This window comes from Enterovirga sp. CN4-39 (genome assembly GCF_049446235.1).
Lineage (GTDB): Bacteria > Pseudomonadota > Alphaproteobacteria > Rhizobiales > Beijerinckiaceae > Enterovirga.
Map to the genome: position 1 here is coordinate 448,284 of NZ_JBMSEF010000001.1, position 18,406 is coordinate 466,689.

At 66.2% G+C, this 18,406-nt stretch carries 13 protein-coding genes; 5 read left to right on the top strand and 8 right to left on the bottom strand.

What is annotated here, in order from left to right:
- Positions 1-7 precede the first annotated feature (7 nt).
- The 7 genes from ACO2SS_RS02250 to glgX form a co-directional block, all read right to left on the bottom strand.
- On the bottom strand, positions 8-1,585 hold the full coding sequence (locus ACO2SS_RS02250; protein WP_423275923.1) for an AAA family ATPase: 1,578 nt from the start codon (positions 1,583-1,585) through the stop codon (positions 8-10).
- 25 nt (positions 1,586-1,610) lie between these two features.
- Complete coding sequence (locus ACO2SS_RS02255) at positions 1,611-2,432, bottom strand: universal stress protein (RefSeq protein WP_423275924.1); 822 nt, start codon at positions 2,430-2,432, stop codon at positions 1,611-1,613.
- 164 nt (positions 2,433-2,596) lie between these two features.
- Positions 2,597-3,286: a CBS domain-containing protein gene (locus ACO2SS_RS02260; RefSeq protein WP_423275925.1), complete on the bottom strand. Its 690-nt coding sequence runs from the start codon at positions 3,284-3,286 to the stop codon at positions 2,597-2,599.
- Positions 3,287-3,364: 78 nt separating this feature from the next.
- Entirely contained in the window at positions 3,365-3,736 is a 372-nt protein-coding gene (locus ACO2SS_RS02265; RefSeq protein WP_423275926.1) for an SPW repeat domain-containing protein, read from the bottom strand.
- Between the two features lie 211 nt (positions 3,737-3,947).
- Positions 3,948-6,452: a glycogen/starch/alpha-glucan phosphorylase gene (locus tag ACO2SS_RS02270; RefSeq protein WP_423275927.1), complete on the bottom strand. Its 2,505-nt coding sequence runs from the start codon at positions 6,450-6,452 to the stop codon at positions 3,948-3,950.
- A 55-nt stretch (positions 6,453-6,507) separates the two neighbouring features.
- Positions 6,508-7,074 (bottom strand): histidine phosphatase family protein, encoded by a 567-nt coding sequence (locus tag ACO2SS_RS02275; protein WP_423275928.1) that lies wholly within the window; start codon positions 7,072-7,074, stop codon positions 6,508-6,510.
- Positions 7,075-7,363: 289 nt separating this feature from the next.
- Complete coding sequence (gene glgX / locus ACO2SS_RS02280; RefSeq protein WP_423275929.1) at positions 7,364-9,373, bottom strand: glycogen debranching protein GlgX; 2,010 nt, start codon at positions 9,371-9,373, stop codon at positions 7,364-7,366.
- Between glgX and ACO2SS_RS02285 the strand changes: the two genes are divergently transcribed.
- The 5 genes from ACO2SS_RS02285 to ACO2SS_RS02305 all read left to right on the top strand — a co-directional run bounded on the left by ACO2SS_RS02285 (position 9,351) and on the right by ACO2SS_RS02305 (position 17,925).
- The gene (locus ACO2SS_RS02285; protein WP_423275930.1) at positions 9,351-9,548 is read left to right on the top strand and encodes a hypothetical protein; all 198 of its coding nucleotides are present in this window, start codon (positions 9,351-9,353) and stop codon (positions 9,546-9,548) included. The genes glgX and ACO2SS_RS02285 overlap by 23 nt on opposite strands.
- 24 nt (positions 9,549-9,572) lie before the next feature.
- Positions 9,573-11,999 carry a phosphoketolase family protein gene (locus tag ACO2SS_RS02290; protein ID WP_423275931.1) on the top strand — a complete coding sequence of 809 codons (2,427 nt, stop codon included), beginning with the start codon at positions 9,573-9,575 and terminating at the stop codon, positions 11,997-11,999.
- A gap of 740 nt (positions 12,000-12,739) precedes the next feature.
- On the top strand, positions 12,740-15,826 hold the full coding sequence (locus ACO2SS_RS02295) for an autotransporter domain-containing protein (protein WP_423275932.1): 3,087 nt from the start codon (positions 12,740-12,742) through the stop codon (positions 15,824-15,826).
- Between the two features lie 58 nt (positions 15,827-15,884).
- Entirely contained in the window at positions 15,885-16,652 is a 768-nt protein-coding gene (locus ACO2SS_RS02300) for a DUF6065 family protein (RefSeq protein ID WP_423275933.1), read from the top strand.
- Between the two features lie 211 nt (positions 16,653-16,863).
- On the top strand, positions 16,864-17,925 hold the full coding sequence (locus ACO2SS_RS02305) for an SDR family oxidoreductase (protein ID WP_423275934.1): 1,062 nt from the start codon (positions 16,864-16,866) through the stop codon (positions 17,923-17,925).
- 84 nt (positions 17,926-18,009) lie between these two features.
- Here ACO2SS_RS02305 and ACO2SS_RS02310 read toward each other — a convergent pair whose 3' ends face one another.
- On the bottom strand, positions 18,010-18,399 hold the full coding sequence (locus ACO2SS_RS02310; protein ID WP_423275935.1) for a response regulator: 390 nt from the start codon (positions 18,397-18,399) through the stop codon (positions 18,010-18,012).
- Positions 18,400-18,406 lie beyond the last annotated feature (7 nt).

The following is an 18,406-nucleotide window of genomic DNA, read 5'->3' on the forward strand; positions in this document are numbered from 1 at the left end:
GAGGGCCTTATCGGCCCTCCGCGCCGGACCCTAGTCGTGCCCGGTTGGCCATCGCGGCGATCGCGGCGGCAAGCTCCGAAGCCGGCCTCGCCGCATCGAGCGTCGCCCATGTGATCCTGCCGGTTGGGCGCGATTCCTGCGCCAGCGCTACCTCCGGCCCGGCATCGGAGGCATCTCCCCGGCGACCTGCAACGCGGCGGACGCGCTCTTCCGTCGAAAGTGCGAGCCAGATCCCGACGAACGGGACCCCAGCTCGCCTGGCGAGGTGCTCGATCGCCTCTCGCTCCCCGGGCTCGCCGTGGACGGCGTCGACGATCACGGCGGAGCCCGCCTTTGCTGCGAGCAGCGCCAGGTCCCTCAGGCGCGCATAGACCTGCGCCGTTACGCCCGGTCCGTATGCCTCGTCCGGCAGCCGCTCCGTCTCGCCGACGCCGAAGAGGCGCTTGCGTTCGATGTCGCTGCGCAGATGCACGGCGCCAGGAGCGGGGCCCAGATGCGGCGCGAGCTCCGCCGCGATCGTGCTCTTGCCGGTTCCGGACAGCCCGCCGATCGCCACCAGGGGGCCGCGAGACGAGCGCAGGAAACCTGCCGCCGCATCGAAGTAGGTGCGGGCCGAGCGTCCGACATCCGTGCGGGCGCGGCCTTCGACGACGAGCGATCGAGCCGCCGTGACATGGGCGCGGATGGCGGCGCGCAGGCTCAGGAACAGGGGGAGGGCGGCCAGCCCGGGCAACTGATCGTCAGGCCCCGACGCGTTCAGGTAGCGGTTGAAGACGAGGTTGGCGCCGCGCCGGTCCCCTCGGACCCACAGGTCCATGAGGAGGAAGGCGAGATCATAGAGGACGTCCCCCGTGGCGATGTCCTCGTCGAACTCGATGGCATCGAAGAGGACCGGCCCGCGCTCCATCAGGACGATGTTGCCGAGGTGAAGATCGCCGTGGATGCGACGGACATGGCCTTCCTGTCTTCGGAGATCGAGAAGGGCGCGAACTCGGTCGAGGGCCGCGCATTGGCCGGAATGGAGCGCCTCAACGACCCCCGCCGGGAAAAGGTCCGGAAACCGCAGCAATGCGTCGCGAGCCTCCTCGATGAAGCGCGACAGGGATGGCAGCCACCGGTCGCGAGGGGAGGGCGCTGCCCGGGCGTGCGACGCAGCAACCGCTGCCGCGAGCTGACGCGCGAGTTCGGGAGGCAACGCGGCACCCGCCGGCATGCAGTCGAGCGTCCGGCTCTCGTCGAAGCGGCGCATGTGCACCGCCCATTCCGCCAGCTCCCCCTCGCCGCCGATCTCCAGGCGCCCCGCGGATCGGGTGATCGGGACGACGCCGAGGTAGAGCTCCGGCGCGTTGGGCTGGTTGAGGGCGAACTCCGCTTCGCAGGCCGCCTTCCTCAGCGCCAATGTCGAATAGTCCATGTAGGGGAAGCGGATCGCTCGCTTGACCTTGTAGACATCCGGGCCGGCGAGGAAGACAACGGCCCCATGGGTGTCGATCCGGCGAACCGCCGGGGCGCCCGGATAGGTTTCCGGCTCCGCCAGGAAGGCAAAGACGCATTCCTGCGCCTCTGCTGCGCTCTGCCTGCTCATCTGCCTCGAGGATCGTTCGGGAACCTCAATGGGACATGAGCACCGGCAGCGTCATCGCCTGGAGGATGGTGCGGCTCGTGCCGCCCAGCAGCGCTTCTCTGACGCGGGAATGCCCGTAAGCCCCTAGGACGAGAAGGTCGGAGTTGGAATCCGCGACCCGGGACAGCAGCGTCTCCGCGATCGGGATCGTCGTCGTGAGGCGCCGAAAGCTCGCCTCGATACCGTGCCGCGCGAGATGCCTCACGAGCTTCGGCGCGAAGCTCTCGTCCTCTTCGTCACCCTCCCGGACGACGCTCACGACCTCGACATGACCCGCACGGCGAAGGAGCGGGATGGCATCGGCGAGCGTGCGAGCGGCGGTCGAGCTGCCGTCCCAGGCGACGGTGGCGTGGGCGAAGCGAGGTGGAGCAGCCTGCGTGTAGGGCACCAGCAGCGTGGGCCGGCCCGAGTGAATGAGCAATGCATCGAGATAGAGGTCGCCGGGCTTCGCGCGCCCCGGCTCGGATTGTTCGATCACGCACAGGTCGCTCAGGCCCGCAGCCTGCCTGATCTGCTCCGATACCAGAACGGGCTCCGCGACGATCGACGTGCACTCGACCGTCAGACTGGCCTGCCTCGCTTCCGCTTCGAAGCGCTGCTTCACGGCATCGGCCATCTCGATCGCCTCGTCGCGGGCAGTCGCATAGACGCCGAGATCGACCGGGACGTATGGGAGGGCGGGCACGGAGGGCTCCGGGGCAACGCATACGCCGGAGAGCGCGGCGTCGAATACACGCGCCAGACCGAGTGCATATGGTCCGGCGCGCTCGCCGACATTGTCCAGCAGAACGAGAATGTCCTTGATCATCGCCGACCTCCTTGTGGCGGGCGAGCCCGAAGCTGCTCGGCGCCAGATCTGCGCGAGCGGCGCTCGGCACGGGCCACGTCTCTGTCGCCCCTCGAACGTGAGCCTGTTTCTGCCCGCTGTCACCCCGCCCGGGTCGCCTCCCGAGCGGCCGCTCCGCGGAAGGTCTAGGCGGTCGCAGCTGCGATCGGGCTGACCTGGATATGGTCCTCGACGGCCTTCACGCCGGGTATTCGCTCCGCCGCAACGCGGACCGCCTCGCGCTCGGTCGTCGAACTGCAGAACCCCCAAAGGCTCACGACACCGCGGCTCACCGTGGCATTCAGGAGCGCGGTATGAGCCCACGGCTGCGTACTGAGGTGTTTCATCAGCTCCTCGCGGATCAGCTCGTCGGAGCGCGCGCTCTCCTGCTCGATCCCTTGTGTCGCGATGGCCTGGACGAGGTTCGCCCGGCTGACGATGCCCAGGAGCTTGCCGTCCTTGACGATCGGAACGCGCTTGATCGCGTTCCTCTCCATCAGCATGGCGACCTCCTGGAGCGGGGTCTCGGGATCCGCCGTGACGACCGTCCGCGTCATGACCTCCTCGACCTTGGATCCATGAGACTTCACGTACTCGGCAGCCAGCAGCCGTTCGCTCGCGAGAAGCTGCAGCCACCATGACCTGCGCCGCTCGGTTCCGATCTCCACGCGGTGGAGGAGGTCGCCTTCGCTGACGATCCCCACCAGTTTGCCCGCCTCGTTCACGACCGGGGCGGCGCTGATGCGATGTTCGATGAGCCGTGCGGCTGCCTCTCGCACCGTGGTGCCGGGCGTCACCGTGACGACGTTCGAGGTCATGACATCCCTGGCGTTCATGACATGCTCCTCTCTGCGCGCGGCCACGATCGGGACGGCGCGCCCTGCGGCGGCGATCAGCTGGAGATCGGTCGGGGATCAGGCCCGCGCGGCGCCGCCCCCGTGGTGCGCGCGCCAGATCTCGATCAGCGCCAGGAGAGCGGTCGCAATACCCAGGCTCGCGATGCTCCAGAGTGCCGTCTCCGACAGGCCCGTGAAGCCCATTGCCCACGGCGAGAGGGCTGCCCAGATGCCGATGGCGGCGACGATCCAGTCTTCCCACTCGTCGAGATGCTTTGCCGCGCCAAGGCTCAGGGTCACTATGGCTGCGCCCGAGATGACGACGCTCGTCAGGGCGGCGATGTTGTCGGCGAAGCCGGCGAGCCATGGCATCGCGATCAACAGCGCGCCCAGCATGGCGTTGATGTAGTTCGTTGCGGCGTATTCCTGCGGGTCCTTGAGGCGGATCATTCCTACCTCCCCATGTAGCGCGCCCTGACGCTCAGGGCAGCGAATAGGATACGAGGTCCCCGGGCGAACGCTTTGAGACAGATCAACAGGTCTCACCAGGATTTATCAGTGTCCTTTGCTCGATCTCTTGGGCCTCGGATGCGTGAGCGCGGTGCGATCAGCCACGGCTGCATTCGGTGAGTTCGGCAATGGGGCGGCGAGCCGATCATGGCTACATGACCGGACAGGCTTTCACGTTCCAGATCTCGGAGGCGTATTGCGCGATCGTGCGGTCGCTCGAGAACTTCCCGGATCCGGCGACGTTGAGGATCGCCTTGCGAGCCCAGCCGCCCGCGTCGGCGTAGAGCCGGCACAGCCTGCCATCCGCCTCCAGGTATGAGGTCAGGTCGGCGAGGTGCATATAATGGTCGCCATGCTCGAGCAACGCCTCGTGCAGCGGCGCGAAGATGCCCGGCTCGTACCGGCTGAAATAGTCGCCGGCTATGAGATCGAGCGCCGCCCTGGTTTCCGGCTCGTTGTCGTAGTGCCACCGCGGGTTGTACCAGCTTCGGCTCTCGGCGACCTCCTCGGCGTTCAAGCCGAACAGAAAGAAGTTCTCTTCTCCGGCTTCCTCCATCATCTCGATCGTGGCGCCGTCCCGCGTTCCAAGCGTCAGCGCGCCGTTCATCATGAACTTCATGTTGCTCGTGCCGCTCGCCTCGTAGCCGGCCGTCGAGATCTGGTTGGAGACGTCGGCGGCCGGGATGAGGCGCTCGGCAAGCGAGACGCAGTAATCGGGCAGGAACACGACCTTCAGGCGCCCTCGGACGACAGGGTCCCCGTCGATCGTCCGGGCGAGGTTGTTGATGAACTTGATGATCAGCTTGGCCAACACGTAGGCCGGCGCCGCCTTGCCGGCGAAGAAGAAGGTGCGAGGCGCCATCTCCAGGTCGGGATCGGCCCTGAGCCTGTCGTAGAGCACGATGATCCGCAGCGCGTTCAGCAGCTGGCGCTTGTACTCGTGAATGCGCTTGATCTGGCAGTCGAAGATGCTGTCCGGGTCCACGACCTGCCCGTGGCGCGAGCTCAGCCACGCGGCAAACCGCAACTTCGCCTCCCGCTTGGCCCCCGCGAACGCCTCGACGAAGCTGGGATCTGAAGCGAAACGCCTCAGACCGGCAAGCTGGCTGAGCTCCGTCGTCCAGCCGTCACCGATGACATCCGTGACGACCTGCGCCAGCTCCGGATTGGCGAGCAGCAACCATCGGCGCGGCGTCACGCCGTTCGTCTTGTTGTTGAAGCGCTCGGGATACAGCTCGGCGAGGTCCCGGACCGTGTTCTCGCGCAGCAGCTGGGAGTGGATCGCGGCAACGCCATTGGTGCTGTGGCTGCCGACGATGGCGAGGTTGGCCATCCGGACCCGGTCCTCCGGGCCGCGCTCGACAAGGCTCGTCCGGCCGACGCGCTCCTCGTCGCCGGGATATCGATCCCGCACCTCCGCGCCGAGCCGGCGGTCGATCTCCAGCACGATGTCGAGATGTCTTCGCCGGACCAGCTCCAGGTATCGCAGCGGCCATTTCTCGAGCGCTTCCGGCAGCAGCGTGTGGTTCGTGTAGGCGAGCGTCCGCCTGGTGATGTCCCAGGCCTCGTCCCATCCGAGGCGAGCGTCGTCGAGGAGGATGCGCATCAGCTCCGGCACAGCCAGCGACGGGTGCGTGTCGTTGAGCTGGATGGCCACCTTGTCCGGAAGCAGGGACCAATCCGAATTTCCGCGACGGAAGCGGCGGATGAGGTCGGCCAGAGAGCAGGTGACCAGGAAATACTCCTGCAGGAACCGCAGGGCCTGCCCCTGCTGCGTACTGTCGTCGGGATAGAGGACGCGGGTCGGCGTATTGGCCGCGATGCTCGCCGCGAAGGCGCCCACGAAGTCGCCGTGGCTGAAGTTGTCCAGCTGGAAGTAGTCTTGCGCCGCGGCATCCCAAAGGCGGAGCGTGTTGATGGTCTCCCCGCCATATCCGACTACAGGCCTGTCGAAGGGGATGCCGAGGATGCTCGATGGCCGGCCGGGCACCGCGCGCAGGGCGCCGTTTTGCAGCTCGAAGGAGGAATCGAGGCTCACCTCGACCGCCTCCTCCAGGCGCTCCACTTCCCAGGGATCGGGGCGCCGAAGCCAGTTGTCCGGATACTCGCGCTGCCACCCATCCTCGATAGATTGACGGAACATGCCATACTCGTAGCGAAGGCCGTAGCCCATTGCCGGGAGCTGCATCGTCGCCATCGAATCCAGGAAACAGGCGGCCAGTCTGCCCAGCCCGCCATTGCCGAGGCCGGCATCCGGCTCCTGCTCGAGGAGGCCGAGCCAGTCGAGGTTCGTCTGCCCGGTCGCCCGGGCGACGAATGGCTCGAGCTGCAGGTTCGTGATGTTGTTGGCCAGTGACCGGCCGATGAGGAACTCCATCGAGAGGTAGTATGCCCGCTTCGGGTTCTGCCTCTCGTAGGTGCTCCCCGTCAGCACCCAGCGCTGGGAGAGGACATCCCTGATGGCGTGAGCGGCAGCCTCGAACTTCTCGCGCAGGCCTGCTTTCTGCGCGTCGATGACGTTGTCGAAGAGCAGGTGTCGCTCATAGAGGGCGTCACGATCGCCCGTGAAGTGGAACGGCCCGCAGCCGTAGCGCTCAAGGAGGCCCTGCCGGGACATGTGAGGGGCTGCCGGGCTGATGATTGCCGCCTGGCTCATGCGGTCCTCCTCGCGTTGTTTGGCCTTCCGTGACCCGAACCGCGTTCGTTGCGGCTCAGGTCAGGGGCCCGTTCCAGATCCTTATCGCCGGAATGTCGTAGTAGTAGCTCAGCACAGAGAGCGTGCCGGTCCCGAGCAGGAAATGCTGGCCCGCGCGCGTCGGAAGTCCGATCCAACGCGCCGCGAGCACGCGCAGGATGTGGCCGTGTGCGAACAAAGCGACGTTCCCGTCAGCGCCGCGCACACGGGCGATCACCCGGTCGACGCGTGCCCCGACCTGCTCCGGGCTCTCGCCACCGGGACAGCCATCCCGAAAGATCAGCCAGTCGGGAGCAGCGTCGTGGATCTGCTTCGGGGTGAGTCCCTCGTACTCGCCGTAATTCCACTCTGTCAGGTCTGGGTCCGTCACGGAGGTCGCGCCGACACCCGCGAGCTCGCAGGTCTCCCGGGCGCGCCCGAGCGGGCTCGTGAGGACGAGCGCGAAGGATTCCCGCGCGAGCACCGGACGGAGCCGCGTTGCGAGCTGGCGACCGTTTTCGGTCAGTGGGATGTCCGTGGTGCCGGTGTGCTGCGCACTCAGGCTCCAGGCCGTTTCGCCATGCCGGATCGCGAAGACGTCCATCCTGGATCCCCGCCGCTCGAGCCGGGTCTGGCGCCGTCCCCCGGGCGCTTCCGGGGTAGTCCATCCTTCCAAGTATCCGTCCGGATGGATCTGGGTCAGGCGCGCGCCTCTTCGTTCAGCTTAGGACAGGAAAAATGGATTGTGAATACAGAGAGAGCTGTGGCCCGCAGAAACTGAGATACATCCGCTCAACGAGGCGACCGTGACCGACTTTCTACAATGGCGGTCGGCGCCGGCGAGGAAAGTTATTCGGGTATCCGGACGTCGCCGCCCAGAACCGCCTTGATCATCAGGGCCGTTTCCCTACGTGCGCGACGACCAGAACGACCGAACGGGGCTGGACGAGGTAGGTCGGGCCTTCCACCGTCGGGGCTTCCTCCAGGCTGCAGATGTCGCCGGGCGCGGCGACGGACGTGTCGATGAACCGTCGCCAGGTGCCGCCCCGCTGGAGCCCGGGAAGGTCGAACGCGAGCCCCTCCCAGAATGCGTTGACCATGATGTGCATGGTCACCGGGTATCCGAGGAGTTCGACCGTGGCCGCGAGCGTGTGAGATTCGTCGCTCCAGTCGGGCGCATCCTGGTGGACCCCGTGCCAGCGGAACGGCTGGCGCTGCAGCAACTCGCCCAGCGTCATCGCCAGCCGCTCGATCGGCAGTTCGCGGTTCATCTTCGCCGCGACGAGGCCTTTCGTGAAACGGTGGATATCCGCGTGCTCCCGGAGGAGGGCCCAGTCGAACCAGGAGATCTCGTTGTCCTGGCAGAACGCGTTGTTGTTGCCTGCCTGGCTTCGGCGAACCTCGTCGCCCATCAGCAGCATCGGCGTTCCGGTCGAGAGCAGCAGCAGGGTCAGGAAGTTCTTGATCTGCCGCTGGCGAAGCTGCTCGATTTCGGGATCGTCCGTCGGCCCTTCGACACCGCAGTTCCAGCTCAGATTGTCGTTCCCGCCATCACGATTGTGCTCGCCATTCGCCTCGTTGTGCTTGGTGTTGAACGACACGAGGTCGTTGAGCGTGAACCCGTCATGCGAGGTCACGAAGTTCACGCTCTGCTCGGCCTCGCGGCCGTCATGCATGTAGACGTCCGGGCTGCCGGTCAGGCGATAGGCGAAGGCTCGAACCACGCCGTTGTCGCCCTTCACGAAAGCGCGCACGTCATCGCGATAGCGCCCGTTCAACTCCTTCCAGCTGTCTCCGACGAAGCTGCCGACTTGGTAGAGGCCCGCCGCGTCCCAGGCCTCGGCGATCAACTTGACATTGGCCAGCACGGGGTCAGACTCGATCTCCCACAGGATGGGGGGATTGGCCATCGGCATGCCGTCCTGATCGCGCGACAGGATCGACGCGAGATCGAACCGGAAGCCGTCAACATGCATCTCGCTGACCCAGTAGCGTAGGCTGTCGAGGATCAGCCGCCGGACGACCGGCTCGTTGGCCTTCAAAGTATTGCCGCAGCCGCTGTAGTCGGCATAGCGAGACTTGTCGTGCCCGAGAATGTAGTAGGTCTCGTTCGAGAAGCCGCGGAAGCAGATCGTGGGGCCGGCCGCGTCCCCCTCTGCCGTGTGGTTGTAGACGACATCGAGGATCACCTCGATGCCCGCCCGGTGCAGGGCTTTGACCATGTCCCGGAATTCATCGACCGCCGCGAGCGGATCGGGGCTCGAGCTGTACCCTGGATGCGGTGCGAAGAACGAGATCGGCTGATAGCCCCAGTAATTGCCCAGGCCGACCGGACCGTCCTGCTCGTCGAAGGCGAAGACGGGCAGCAACTGGACCGCGGTGACTCCGAGGTCCTCAAGGTACGGGATCTTGTCGATCAGGCCGGCAAAGGTGCCTCGCTTCTCGGCCGCTACGCCGGATCCTGGATGACGGGTGAACCCACGCAGGTGCATTTCGTAGATGACCGTGTGGGCGAATGGCCGGCGGGGCGGGGCGTCGCCTTCCCAGTCGTACAGGTCGGTGTCGACGACGGCGCTCTTGAACGCCGCGGCATTGTTGTCGCCCGCGATCTGCGCCGCGCGCCGGCTCCTGCCCGCGGGACGCGCCACGCACCTGCCGTACGGGTCAAGAAGCAGCTTCTCCGGGTCGAACCGGAGCCCCTGGGAATGATCGACGGGACCCGCGACGCGGTAGCCGTAGAGCTGGCCCGCACGGAGGCCCGGCACGAAGGCGTGCCAGTAATGGTATGTGCGATGTCGCGTCGGATCGAGGTCGATGACCCTCGACGGCTTCGCGTCGTCGGCCCGATCGAAGAGAAGCAACTGCACGGACGTGCTGCGCTTGGCGAAGACGCTGAAGTTCACGCCACTCGGCGAGATCGTCGCGCCCAGCGGGAAGCTCGATCCGCGTTCAATCGGCCTGGAGGACATGGCGACGAGCCTCGGCACGTCTCAACCGGCGCAGCTTAGCGCGATATCGTTCGGCAAGCATTTGCCGTGGGCGGAGATCCACGCCCCAAGCCTCTGGAACGGCGTGTGAAAAACTCGGTCGAGGGAGGAAAACATGGACGTTGCGACGGCTGAATCGCTAGCCATCAGCACCCACGGTCCGGTTCGATCCACCGTCGAGGGTACTCCCCTGGAGAGCCGGGAACTCCAGCAGATCAAGGCCTACTGGAACGCGACGCTCTATCTCGCGGCGGGGATGATCTACCTTAAGGACAACCCGCTCCTCCGCGAGCCCTTGAAGCCCGAGCATGTGAAGCGGCGCCTCCTCGGCCATTGGGGCACGAGCCCAGGGCTGAGCCTCATCTACGTCCACCTCAACCGGCTCATCAGGAAATACGACCTGGACGTGCTCTACGTGGCCGGGCCCGGACACGGCGCGCCCGGCGTGATCTCGAACGTCTACCTGGAGGGCGTCTATTCCGAGATCTACGGCGCCGTGACCCAGGACGAGGTCGGCATGCGGCGGCTGTTTCGGCAGTTCTCGTTTCCGGGCGGCATCGGCAGCCATTGCACCCCGGAGACGCCCGGCTCCATCCACGAGGGCGGGGAGCTCGGCTATTCGCTCTCCCACGCCTACGGCGCAGCCTTCGACAACCCGGGACTGATCGTGGCTGCGGTGGTCGGCGACGGCGAGTCCGAGACGGGCCCGCTTGCCACCGCCTGGCATTCGAACAAGTTTCTCAATCCGGTCCGCGATGGCGCAGTTCTGCCGATCCTCCACCTGAACGGCTACAAGATCGCGAACCCGACCATCCTCGCCCGCATCTCGCACGACGAGCTGGAGGCCCTGTTCCGCGGCTACGGCTACGAGCCCTGTTTCGTGGAGGGAGAGGATATCGACGGCATGCACCAGGCGCTCTCCGCCACGCTGGAGCATTGCGTATCCGAGATCCGGCGCATCCAGGAGGAGGCGCGCGGATCTCCCGCCGAGGTGGAGCGTCCCCGCTGGCCGATGGTGATCCTCCGCAGCCCGAAAGGCTGGACGGGTCCGAAGGAGGTCGACGGCCACGCCGTCGAAGGCTCATGGCGCTCGCACCAGGTGCCGCTCGCCGGCGTGCACGAGAACCCGGCGCACCTGGCGCAGCTCGAGGAATGGCTCCGCAGCTACCACGCCGAGGAACTCTTCGACGAGGGCGGACGCCTCCTGCCGGAACTCGCCGAGCTCGCCCCGGCCGGAACCCGGCGGATGGGAGCCAACCCCCATGCGAATGGCGGCGTGCGCCGGGCGCTGTGGATGCCGGATTTCCGGGACTACGCGGTTTCCGTCAAGGCGCCGGGGGCCGCGGAGGTCAGCCCAACCAAGGTCTTCGGCGAGCTGCTCCGCGACGTCGCGCGCGAAAACCCGAACGACTTCCGCGTGTTCAGCCCCGACGAGAACGCCTCCAACCGCCTCACGGCGCTCTACGAGGCGACCAAGAAGACCTGGCTCGGCGAGTACCTGCCGGAAGACAGCGACGGCGGCGAGCTGGCGCCCGACGGGCGCGTCATGGAGATGCTGAGCGAGCACACGCTCGAAGGCTGGCTCGAAGGCTACGTGCTGACCGGCCGGCACGGCCTCCTCTCGACCTACGAGGCCTTCGTCCATGTCATCGATTCGATGTTCAACCAGCACGCGAAGTGGCTCGACAAGTGCCGGGAGCTGCCGTGGCGTGCCGACGTGCCCTCGCTCAATCTCCTGATCACGTCGACCGTCTGGCGGCAGGACCATAACGGGTTCACGCACCAGGACCCTGGCTTTCTCGACGTGGTGGCCAACAAGAGCCCGCACGTGACCCGGATCTACCTCCCGCCGGACGCCAATTGCCTGCTCTCCGTCGGGGATCACTGCCTGCGCAGCCACAACTACATCAACGTCATCGTCGCCGATAAGCAGCCGCACCTGACCTATCTCGACATGGATAGCGCGATCCGGCACTGCACGAAGGGCGTCGGCATCTGGGACTGGGCAAGCACGGACCAGGACAGCGAGCCGGACGTCGTGATGGCGAGCTGCGGCGATGTCGCCACCATGGAGGCGCTCGCCGCCACGGCCCTGCTCCGCGAACACTTCCCCGAACTGAAGGTCCGCTTCGTCAATGTCGTGGATCTGTTCCGGCTGGTGCCCAGCACCGAGCATCCGCACGGCCTCTCGGACCGCGAGTTCGACGCGCTCTTCACGCCGAACAAGCCGATCATCTTCAACTTCCACGCCTATCCGTGGCTGATCCACCGGCTCACCTACCGGCGGACCAACCACGGCAACCTCCACGTCCGCGGCTACAAGGAAAAGGGCAACATCAACACGCCGATGGAGCTCGCGATCGAGAACGAGGTCGACCGCTTCACGCTCGCGATCGACGCGATCGACCGCATCCCGGCGCTGAAGCTGCGCGGCTCGCATGCGCGGGAGGCGCTGCGCGATCGCCAGCTCGAGTGCCGCCGCTACGCCTATGCCGAAGGGATCGATCCACCGGAGATGCTCGGCTGGCGTTGGACGCAGTGACGAGGGGCAGGCGCCCCGCCGGGTGGCGGCAGGCGATGGCGACCTAAGACAACGAGGCGCAGGCTGGAGGTGTAGGCGCGCCGCTTGCGGAGCCGGCAGGGCTCCGCTCGTTCCCGCTCTCGCTCTGCCACGCCGCAGACATGCCCTCCATGCTGCCGCCACCACCTCGCGCCAGCATCCTTTCCGAACAGTGTCTCCGCATTGCAACAGCTAAAATCTGGAAAACGGGAACAGCTCAGTAAGATCTATTCAGCGCGAGACGGGATTATTCAGCGCGATCGCTCGCTATCTACGATGAGCGCAGGGCACGAATTCCGTTAAGCAGAAGTTATTTTAGGGTAAAATGCGCTTAAATCCCGTATTTCGACTGCCAATGTAATCTGATTAGAGCCCAAATTGGAAAACTTCAGGCTGGATTGTGCGCCCTGATTGGACGTCGACCGGTGATCGATCAAGGTCGCCCGGCGGTCGCCGGCATGAAAAGGCAGTCTCCGAACCCGTTCTGGAAGATGCGATCAGCTGGTCAGGGCGCGCAACCCAGACACGTCACTTTCCCAACCGGGGGCCACATACATCAGTAGTGGAATAGACTATGCCAAGATCAATTCGCAAAGGGCAAATGATCGTCCACAACTGAGAATTGTAAGACGCCAACATTCCCCCCGCATCGCGTTGACGGTTCTGGGGCTACATGCCCCCTGAATGAAGATTCAGTTCGGGGGCGCAGAGAAACGATGCGATTGGCGAAATTGCTTCTGGCCAGTACTGCCTTGGTTCCTGCCGCTCTCTCGGAAGCGGCGGCCCAGTGCTCGCCGGTCACCGTGACGCCTGGAGTGACGGTGAACTGTGGCTCCGGGACCTTCAACGGCACGCTCGGCACCTACACCGCCCAGCACCAGGGAAACATCGACAACGTCAACGTCAATGTGACGCCCACCGGGACAGCGGACGCCGTCGTGAATGGCGGAAGCGATTCGGCCATCATCCTGAGAAATGGCGCACCGTCGACGATCAATATCGGCACGGTCGGGAACACAACCAACACGGCTGCACCTCTTGGAATAGCAACCGGCAATGTTCCTGCCCGCGTCATCGATCCGGGCGAAAACACCATTCAGGTCAGCAGCAATTATGTGATCAATGTCTGGGCCAACGGCCGGGTCATCCAACTTGGCAATGATTCCCGCGCCGAGGCGATAAACCCGCTCGGCACCAACAACACGATCACGAATTACGGCGTGATCCAGAGCGTGAATGGCGGCGGCTCCGCCATCTGGTTCCAGGACGACATCACGGGTGGCACCAACACCATCGACAACCACGGCACCATCACGGTCGGCGTCGATACGGGCCGAAGCGTGATCGGCTCGAGTTCCCAGGAAGCGGGAGCCGGGAACGTCCGCTTCATCAATCAGACGGGCGCGAGCGTCATCGGCGATCTCAGCTTCGCCTCGGGGAACGACGCCCTCCAGTTCTTTCCCAACTCCACCGTGACGGGCAACATCAACGGTGGCGGGGGCATCAATGCCCTGGAACTGAACGGAGTGGCGGGCTCCTTCGACACGCTGCCGGGAGCGCTGACGAACTTCACGACGCTCACCAAGCTGGGCGATGGCCAGTGGAACATCACCGGCACTCTGATCGGCTTCACGGCGGTGACCGTCGAACAGGGCACGCTCGGGCTGACCGGGAACAATACGGGGTACACGGGGACCGTTCTCGTCCAGCCCGCGGGCACTCTGGAGGCCCGCGCCCAAAGTCTGCCGACATCATCCCCCAATCTCAATAACGTCACCAACAACGGCATCTTGCGCTTCACGCAGCCTGACGACGGCACCTATGTGGGCCAGATCACCGGGACGGGTGCGGTGCAGAAGACGGGCGCGGGCGTCACGACGCTCTCCCCGGAGGCGACCGCCGGCAACACCTATTCGGGCGGAACGACGATCTTCGAAGGCGGGATCGCCATCGCGGCGGATTCCGCCCTGGGGGCTTCCACCGGCTCGCTCACGTTCAACGGCGGCTTCCTGCGGCTGAACGCAGACATGGATCTCGCCTCGACCCGGGCCATCACCCTCGATACGGGTGGCGGTGCGATCGACACGCAGGCGTTCACGTCGACCCTGACCCAGGGAATGACCGGACCGGGAGCGTTCACGAAGCTCGGCACCGGCACCCTGCGCTTCGCCGGAGCGAATTCCTACCAGGGCACGACGACCGTATCGGCCGGAACGCTTCAGGCGCTCACGACCAATACCTTCAGCTCCAGCTCCACGCATATCGTGCAATCGGGCGCCACGCTCGACCTCAACGGCTTCGACCAGACGCTCCCCGGCCTCACGAATGCGGGTTTGGTCAGCACCGGCGGCCCGGCCAACACGGTGCTGACGGTCACGGGGCCATATGTCGGGCAGGGAGGCACCCTGCGGCTCAACACCTTTCTGGGCGGCGACGGCTCGCCTTCCGACCGCCTCCTGATCAACGGCGGCACGGCCACCGGCTCCACCTTGCTTCAGATCATCAATCTCGGCGGCCCGGGCGCGCTGACCGTCACCGACGGCATCCTCGTCGTGCAGGCCGCCAATGGCGGGACGACGGCGGCCGGCGCCTTCGCGCTCTCCGGACCGGTTGCCGCGGGTCCTTACAACTACATCCTCAACAGGGGCGGCGTCAGCTCCGGGACGGGCGAGAACTGGTACCTGCGCAACACGGCGCAGCCCACGCCGACACCGACTCCAACACCTACGCCGACCCCAACCCCGACTCCCACGCCGACACCTACGCCGACCCCAACCCCCACGCCGACGCCCACTCCCACACCGACCCCGACACCTACTCCCACGCCCACACCAACCCCGACGCCTACGCCTACCCCCACACCAACTCCGACGCCGACTCCCACTCCTACGCCCCCGCCGGAGCCTACACCGCTCTACCGCGCGGAGGTCGCGACCTATAAGGCGATGCTGGGTTCGGAATTCATCGTCGGGCGGGCGATGATCGGCACGTTCCACCAGCGCCGCGGCGACCAGTACCTTCAGGCAGGTCCGGGGATCGCCAACGGCGCCTGGGGGCGCTTCTTCGGGCAATCGACCGATCGTCGCTGGAACGGGACGGTTGCGCCGGAACTCGACGCCAACATCTTCGGCTTGCAGGCGGGCCTCGACCTCTTCTCGTACGAGGCCTTCTCCGGCCGCGGCAGCCTCGGCGTCTTTGTCGCGCATGGCAGGACCGACGGCGACGTGCGCGGCTTCGCGGATGCCATCCAGCGCAACCGGGTGGGCCGGCTGAGCCTGGAGAACACAGGAGTCGGTGCGACCTGGACGCATGTCGACTCGTCCGGAGGGTATCTCGACGCCCTCGTGATGGGGCAGTGGCTCTCCGGCACGGCCACGTCGCTACGCGGCTTCGGGATCAAGGCCGACGGCTCTGGTTTCGCCGCCTCCATCGAGGGCGGCTATCCTCTCGTCATCCAGCCCGGCCTCGTGATCGAACCGCAGGGCCAGTTCATCTGGCAGAGCCTCGATCACGACGCCTCGCGCGATACGTTTTCCCGGCTGGATTTCGGCTCGCCGAGTCTCGCGACAGGTCGGCTCGGCCTGCGGATGCAGGGTACCGCCGTCTGGGAGAACATCGAATGGCGGCCGTATCTGCTCACCAATCTCTGGCACAATTTCAGCGAGACGAGCAGGATCAGGTTCGAGGCGGTTCCCATCTCGACCAAGCTCGGCGGCACCTCGATCGAGGTCGGCGGCGGCGTCGTCGCCCGGGTCAACGCCAATATCGGCTTCTTCGCCCAGGCCAGCTACGCGACCGGAATCGGGTGAGGGGACGAGAACACGGTCCAGGGCGAAGTCGGATTGCGCGTGACCTGGTGAAGCCGACATGCCGGAGGAGACAGGAACGATCCCGCAAGCGCCCGAACTCCTCTGCTATCCGGAATACGAGGGCGCACCGGAGATCATTCCGGGCAGGGCGGCGCGCGAGTGGATGGACGCGACGCATCAGCGCTTCGCCTATCGCTGCACGCCGCTCGCGATCGCCAACGCGACGGGCTGGGAGATCACGCTTCCCTTCACCTTCTCGGCCACGTGGAACGGCGGCCCGCTGGTGTCCGACGTCTGGTCCTTCCTCGAGGGGTGGGACCGCCGCTACAAGCAGGTCGTCGCCTCGGTCTTCGGCCACGGCGTGCTGACCTTCCACCCGGGCTGGCTGTTCCGCACCTCGCCCGGATGGGCCCTGGTCGCGCGCGGGCCGCCGAACACTCCGAAGGACGGCATCGCGCCGCTCGAGGGTCTGGTCGAGACCGACTGGCTCCCCTTCACCTTCACGATGAACTGGCGCTTCACCCGCCCCGGGACCGTGCGGTTCGAGAAGGGTGAGTGCTTCTGCTTCATCTCTCCCGTTCCGCACGAGACGTTCGACGCGATCCGCCCGCGCATCGCGAGCCTCGACGAGGATCCGAACTTGAAGGCGGCTTATGCGGAGTGGCGCAGCAGTCGCTCGGCGTTCCAGGCGCGGGTCGCCGCCGGAGAGCCCGAAGCCGTGGGCGCGGGATGGCAGCGGGACTACATCCTGGGCCGCGATCCGGCCGGTGGAGCCCGCCCCAATTTCCATCGCAGCAAGCGAGCCCTGGCGAAGCCCGTTCGCTGATCATCCGCCGCTCACCGGCTCCCATGATGTGTGCACGAGTGCCCGGCGCGGATCTCGGGCGCCGGTCGTTGCGGGAACCCGGAGTAGATCGGGACGGCCAGCGCTCTCCTCCGGGCCTCGACGGAACGTTCGCCGCCGGAAGCGACTTCCCCCAGGGTGGCGGCGCGACGGCCGCCTCCTAGCGCGGCGATCTCGGCCGGGGAGCTTGAAGATGGCTGGAACGGCATTGGTGGTGGGTGCGAGCGGCATCGTCGGGAGCGCGACGGCGGCCTTGCTCGTCGAAGAGGGCTGGACGGTGCATGGTCTGGCGCGCCGCTCCGTCCAGCAGACAGGCGTTCTGCCCGTCGCGGCCGATCTCCAGGATCCGGCGGGAACGGCCTCCGCCCTCGGGGCCGTGAAGCCGGACGTGGTGTTCATCACGACTTGGCTGCGTCAGGACAGCGAGGCCGAGAACATCCGGGTCAACGCGGCGATGGTGCGCAACCTGCTCGACGCCTTGCGTGCAGGAGGATCACCGCGCCATGTCGCCCTGGTCACCGGCCTCAAGCACTACCTCGGCCCATTCGAAAGCTATGGGAAGGGCACGCTTCCGCAGACGCCGTTCAGGGAGGAGCAAGGCAGGCTCGACGTCGAGAATTTCTACTACGCGCAGGAGGACGAGGTCTTCGCCGCCGCGGCGCGGGACGGCTTCACCTGGAGCGTCCATCGCCCGCATACCGTGATCGGCAAGGCGGTCGGCAACGCCATGAACATGGGCACCACGCTCGCCGTCTACGCCACCCTCTGCCGTGAAACAGGACGGCCCTTCACGTTCCCCGGGTCCGCGGCGCAGTGGAACGGGCTGACGGACATGACCGATGCCCGCCTCCTCGCGCGGCATTTGCTCTGGGCGGCGACCACGCCGGCGGCGGCCAACGAGGCGTTCAACGTCGTCAATGGCGACGTCTTCCGCTGGAGCTGGATGTGGAGCCGCATTGCCGACTGGTTCGGCTTGGAGCCGGCAGCGTTCGACGGCACCGTACGACCGCTTGAGCAGCAGATGGCGGACGACGCGCCTGTCTGGCGGCGCATTGCAGAGCGGGAGGGCTTGGCCGAGCCCCGTCTCGACCGCCTCGCCTCGCCCTGGCACACGGATGCCGATCTCGGGCGGCCGATCGAGGTCGTGACCGACATGTCGAAAAGCCGGCGTCTCGGATTTACTGCCTACCAGCCGACGGATGATGCCTTCTTCGACCTGTTTGCGCGCCTTCGCGCGGACCGGCTCATCCCCTGACTGCGATACGATCCTGGCGATCGAGGCTCTTCGATTGGGCCGAGGCCGATCGGAGGGAACGTTGGCCGCCTGCTCTGACTACGATCAGGCCTTGAAAAGCGAGGGCAGGGCCCGCGCGAGCGCCGCTGGATCGAACGGCTTCTCCCAGCGGGGGACATGGGCGAATTCGGGCGGGATGGCGGCCTGGTCGTAACCGGTGGTGAAGACGAACGGGACCGACCTCACCTGCAAGGCGGACGCGACCTCGAAGCTCATCTTGCCGTGAAGATTGATGTCGAGGACCGCTCCGTCCAGGGGCGACGCGCCTTCGATGAAGCCGAGGGCACCCTCCCTCGTGTCGACGGGGCCCGCGATTTCGGCCCCGGCGCCCTTGAGCGCGCGCATCATGTCGTCGGCCAGAAAATATTCGTCCTCGACCAGAAGGATGCGGAGGCCGAACAGACCCGGCGCGTCCTCACGACCCGATTCCGACATCACCCTC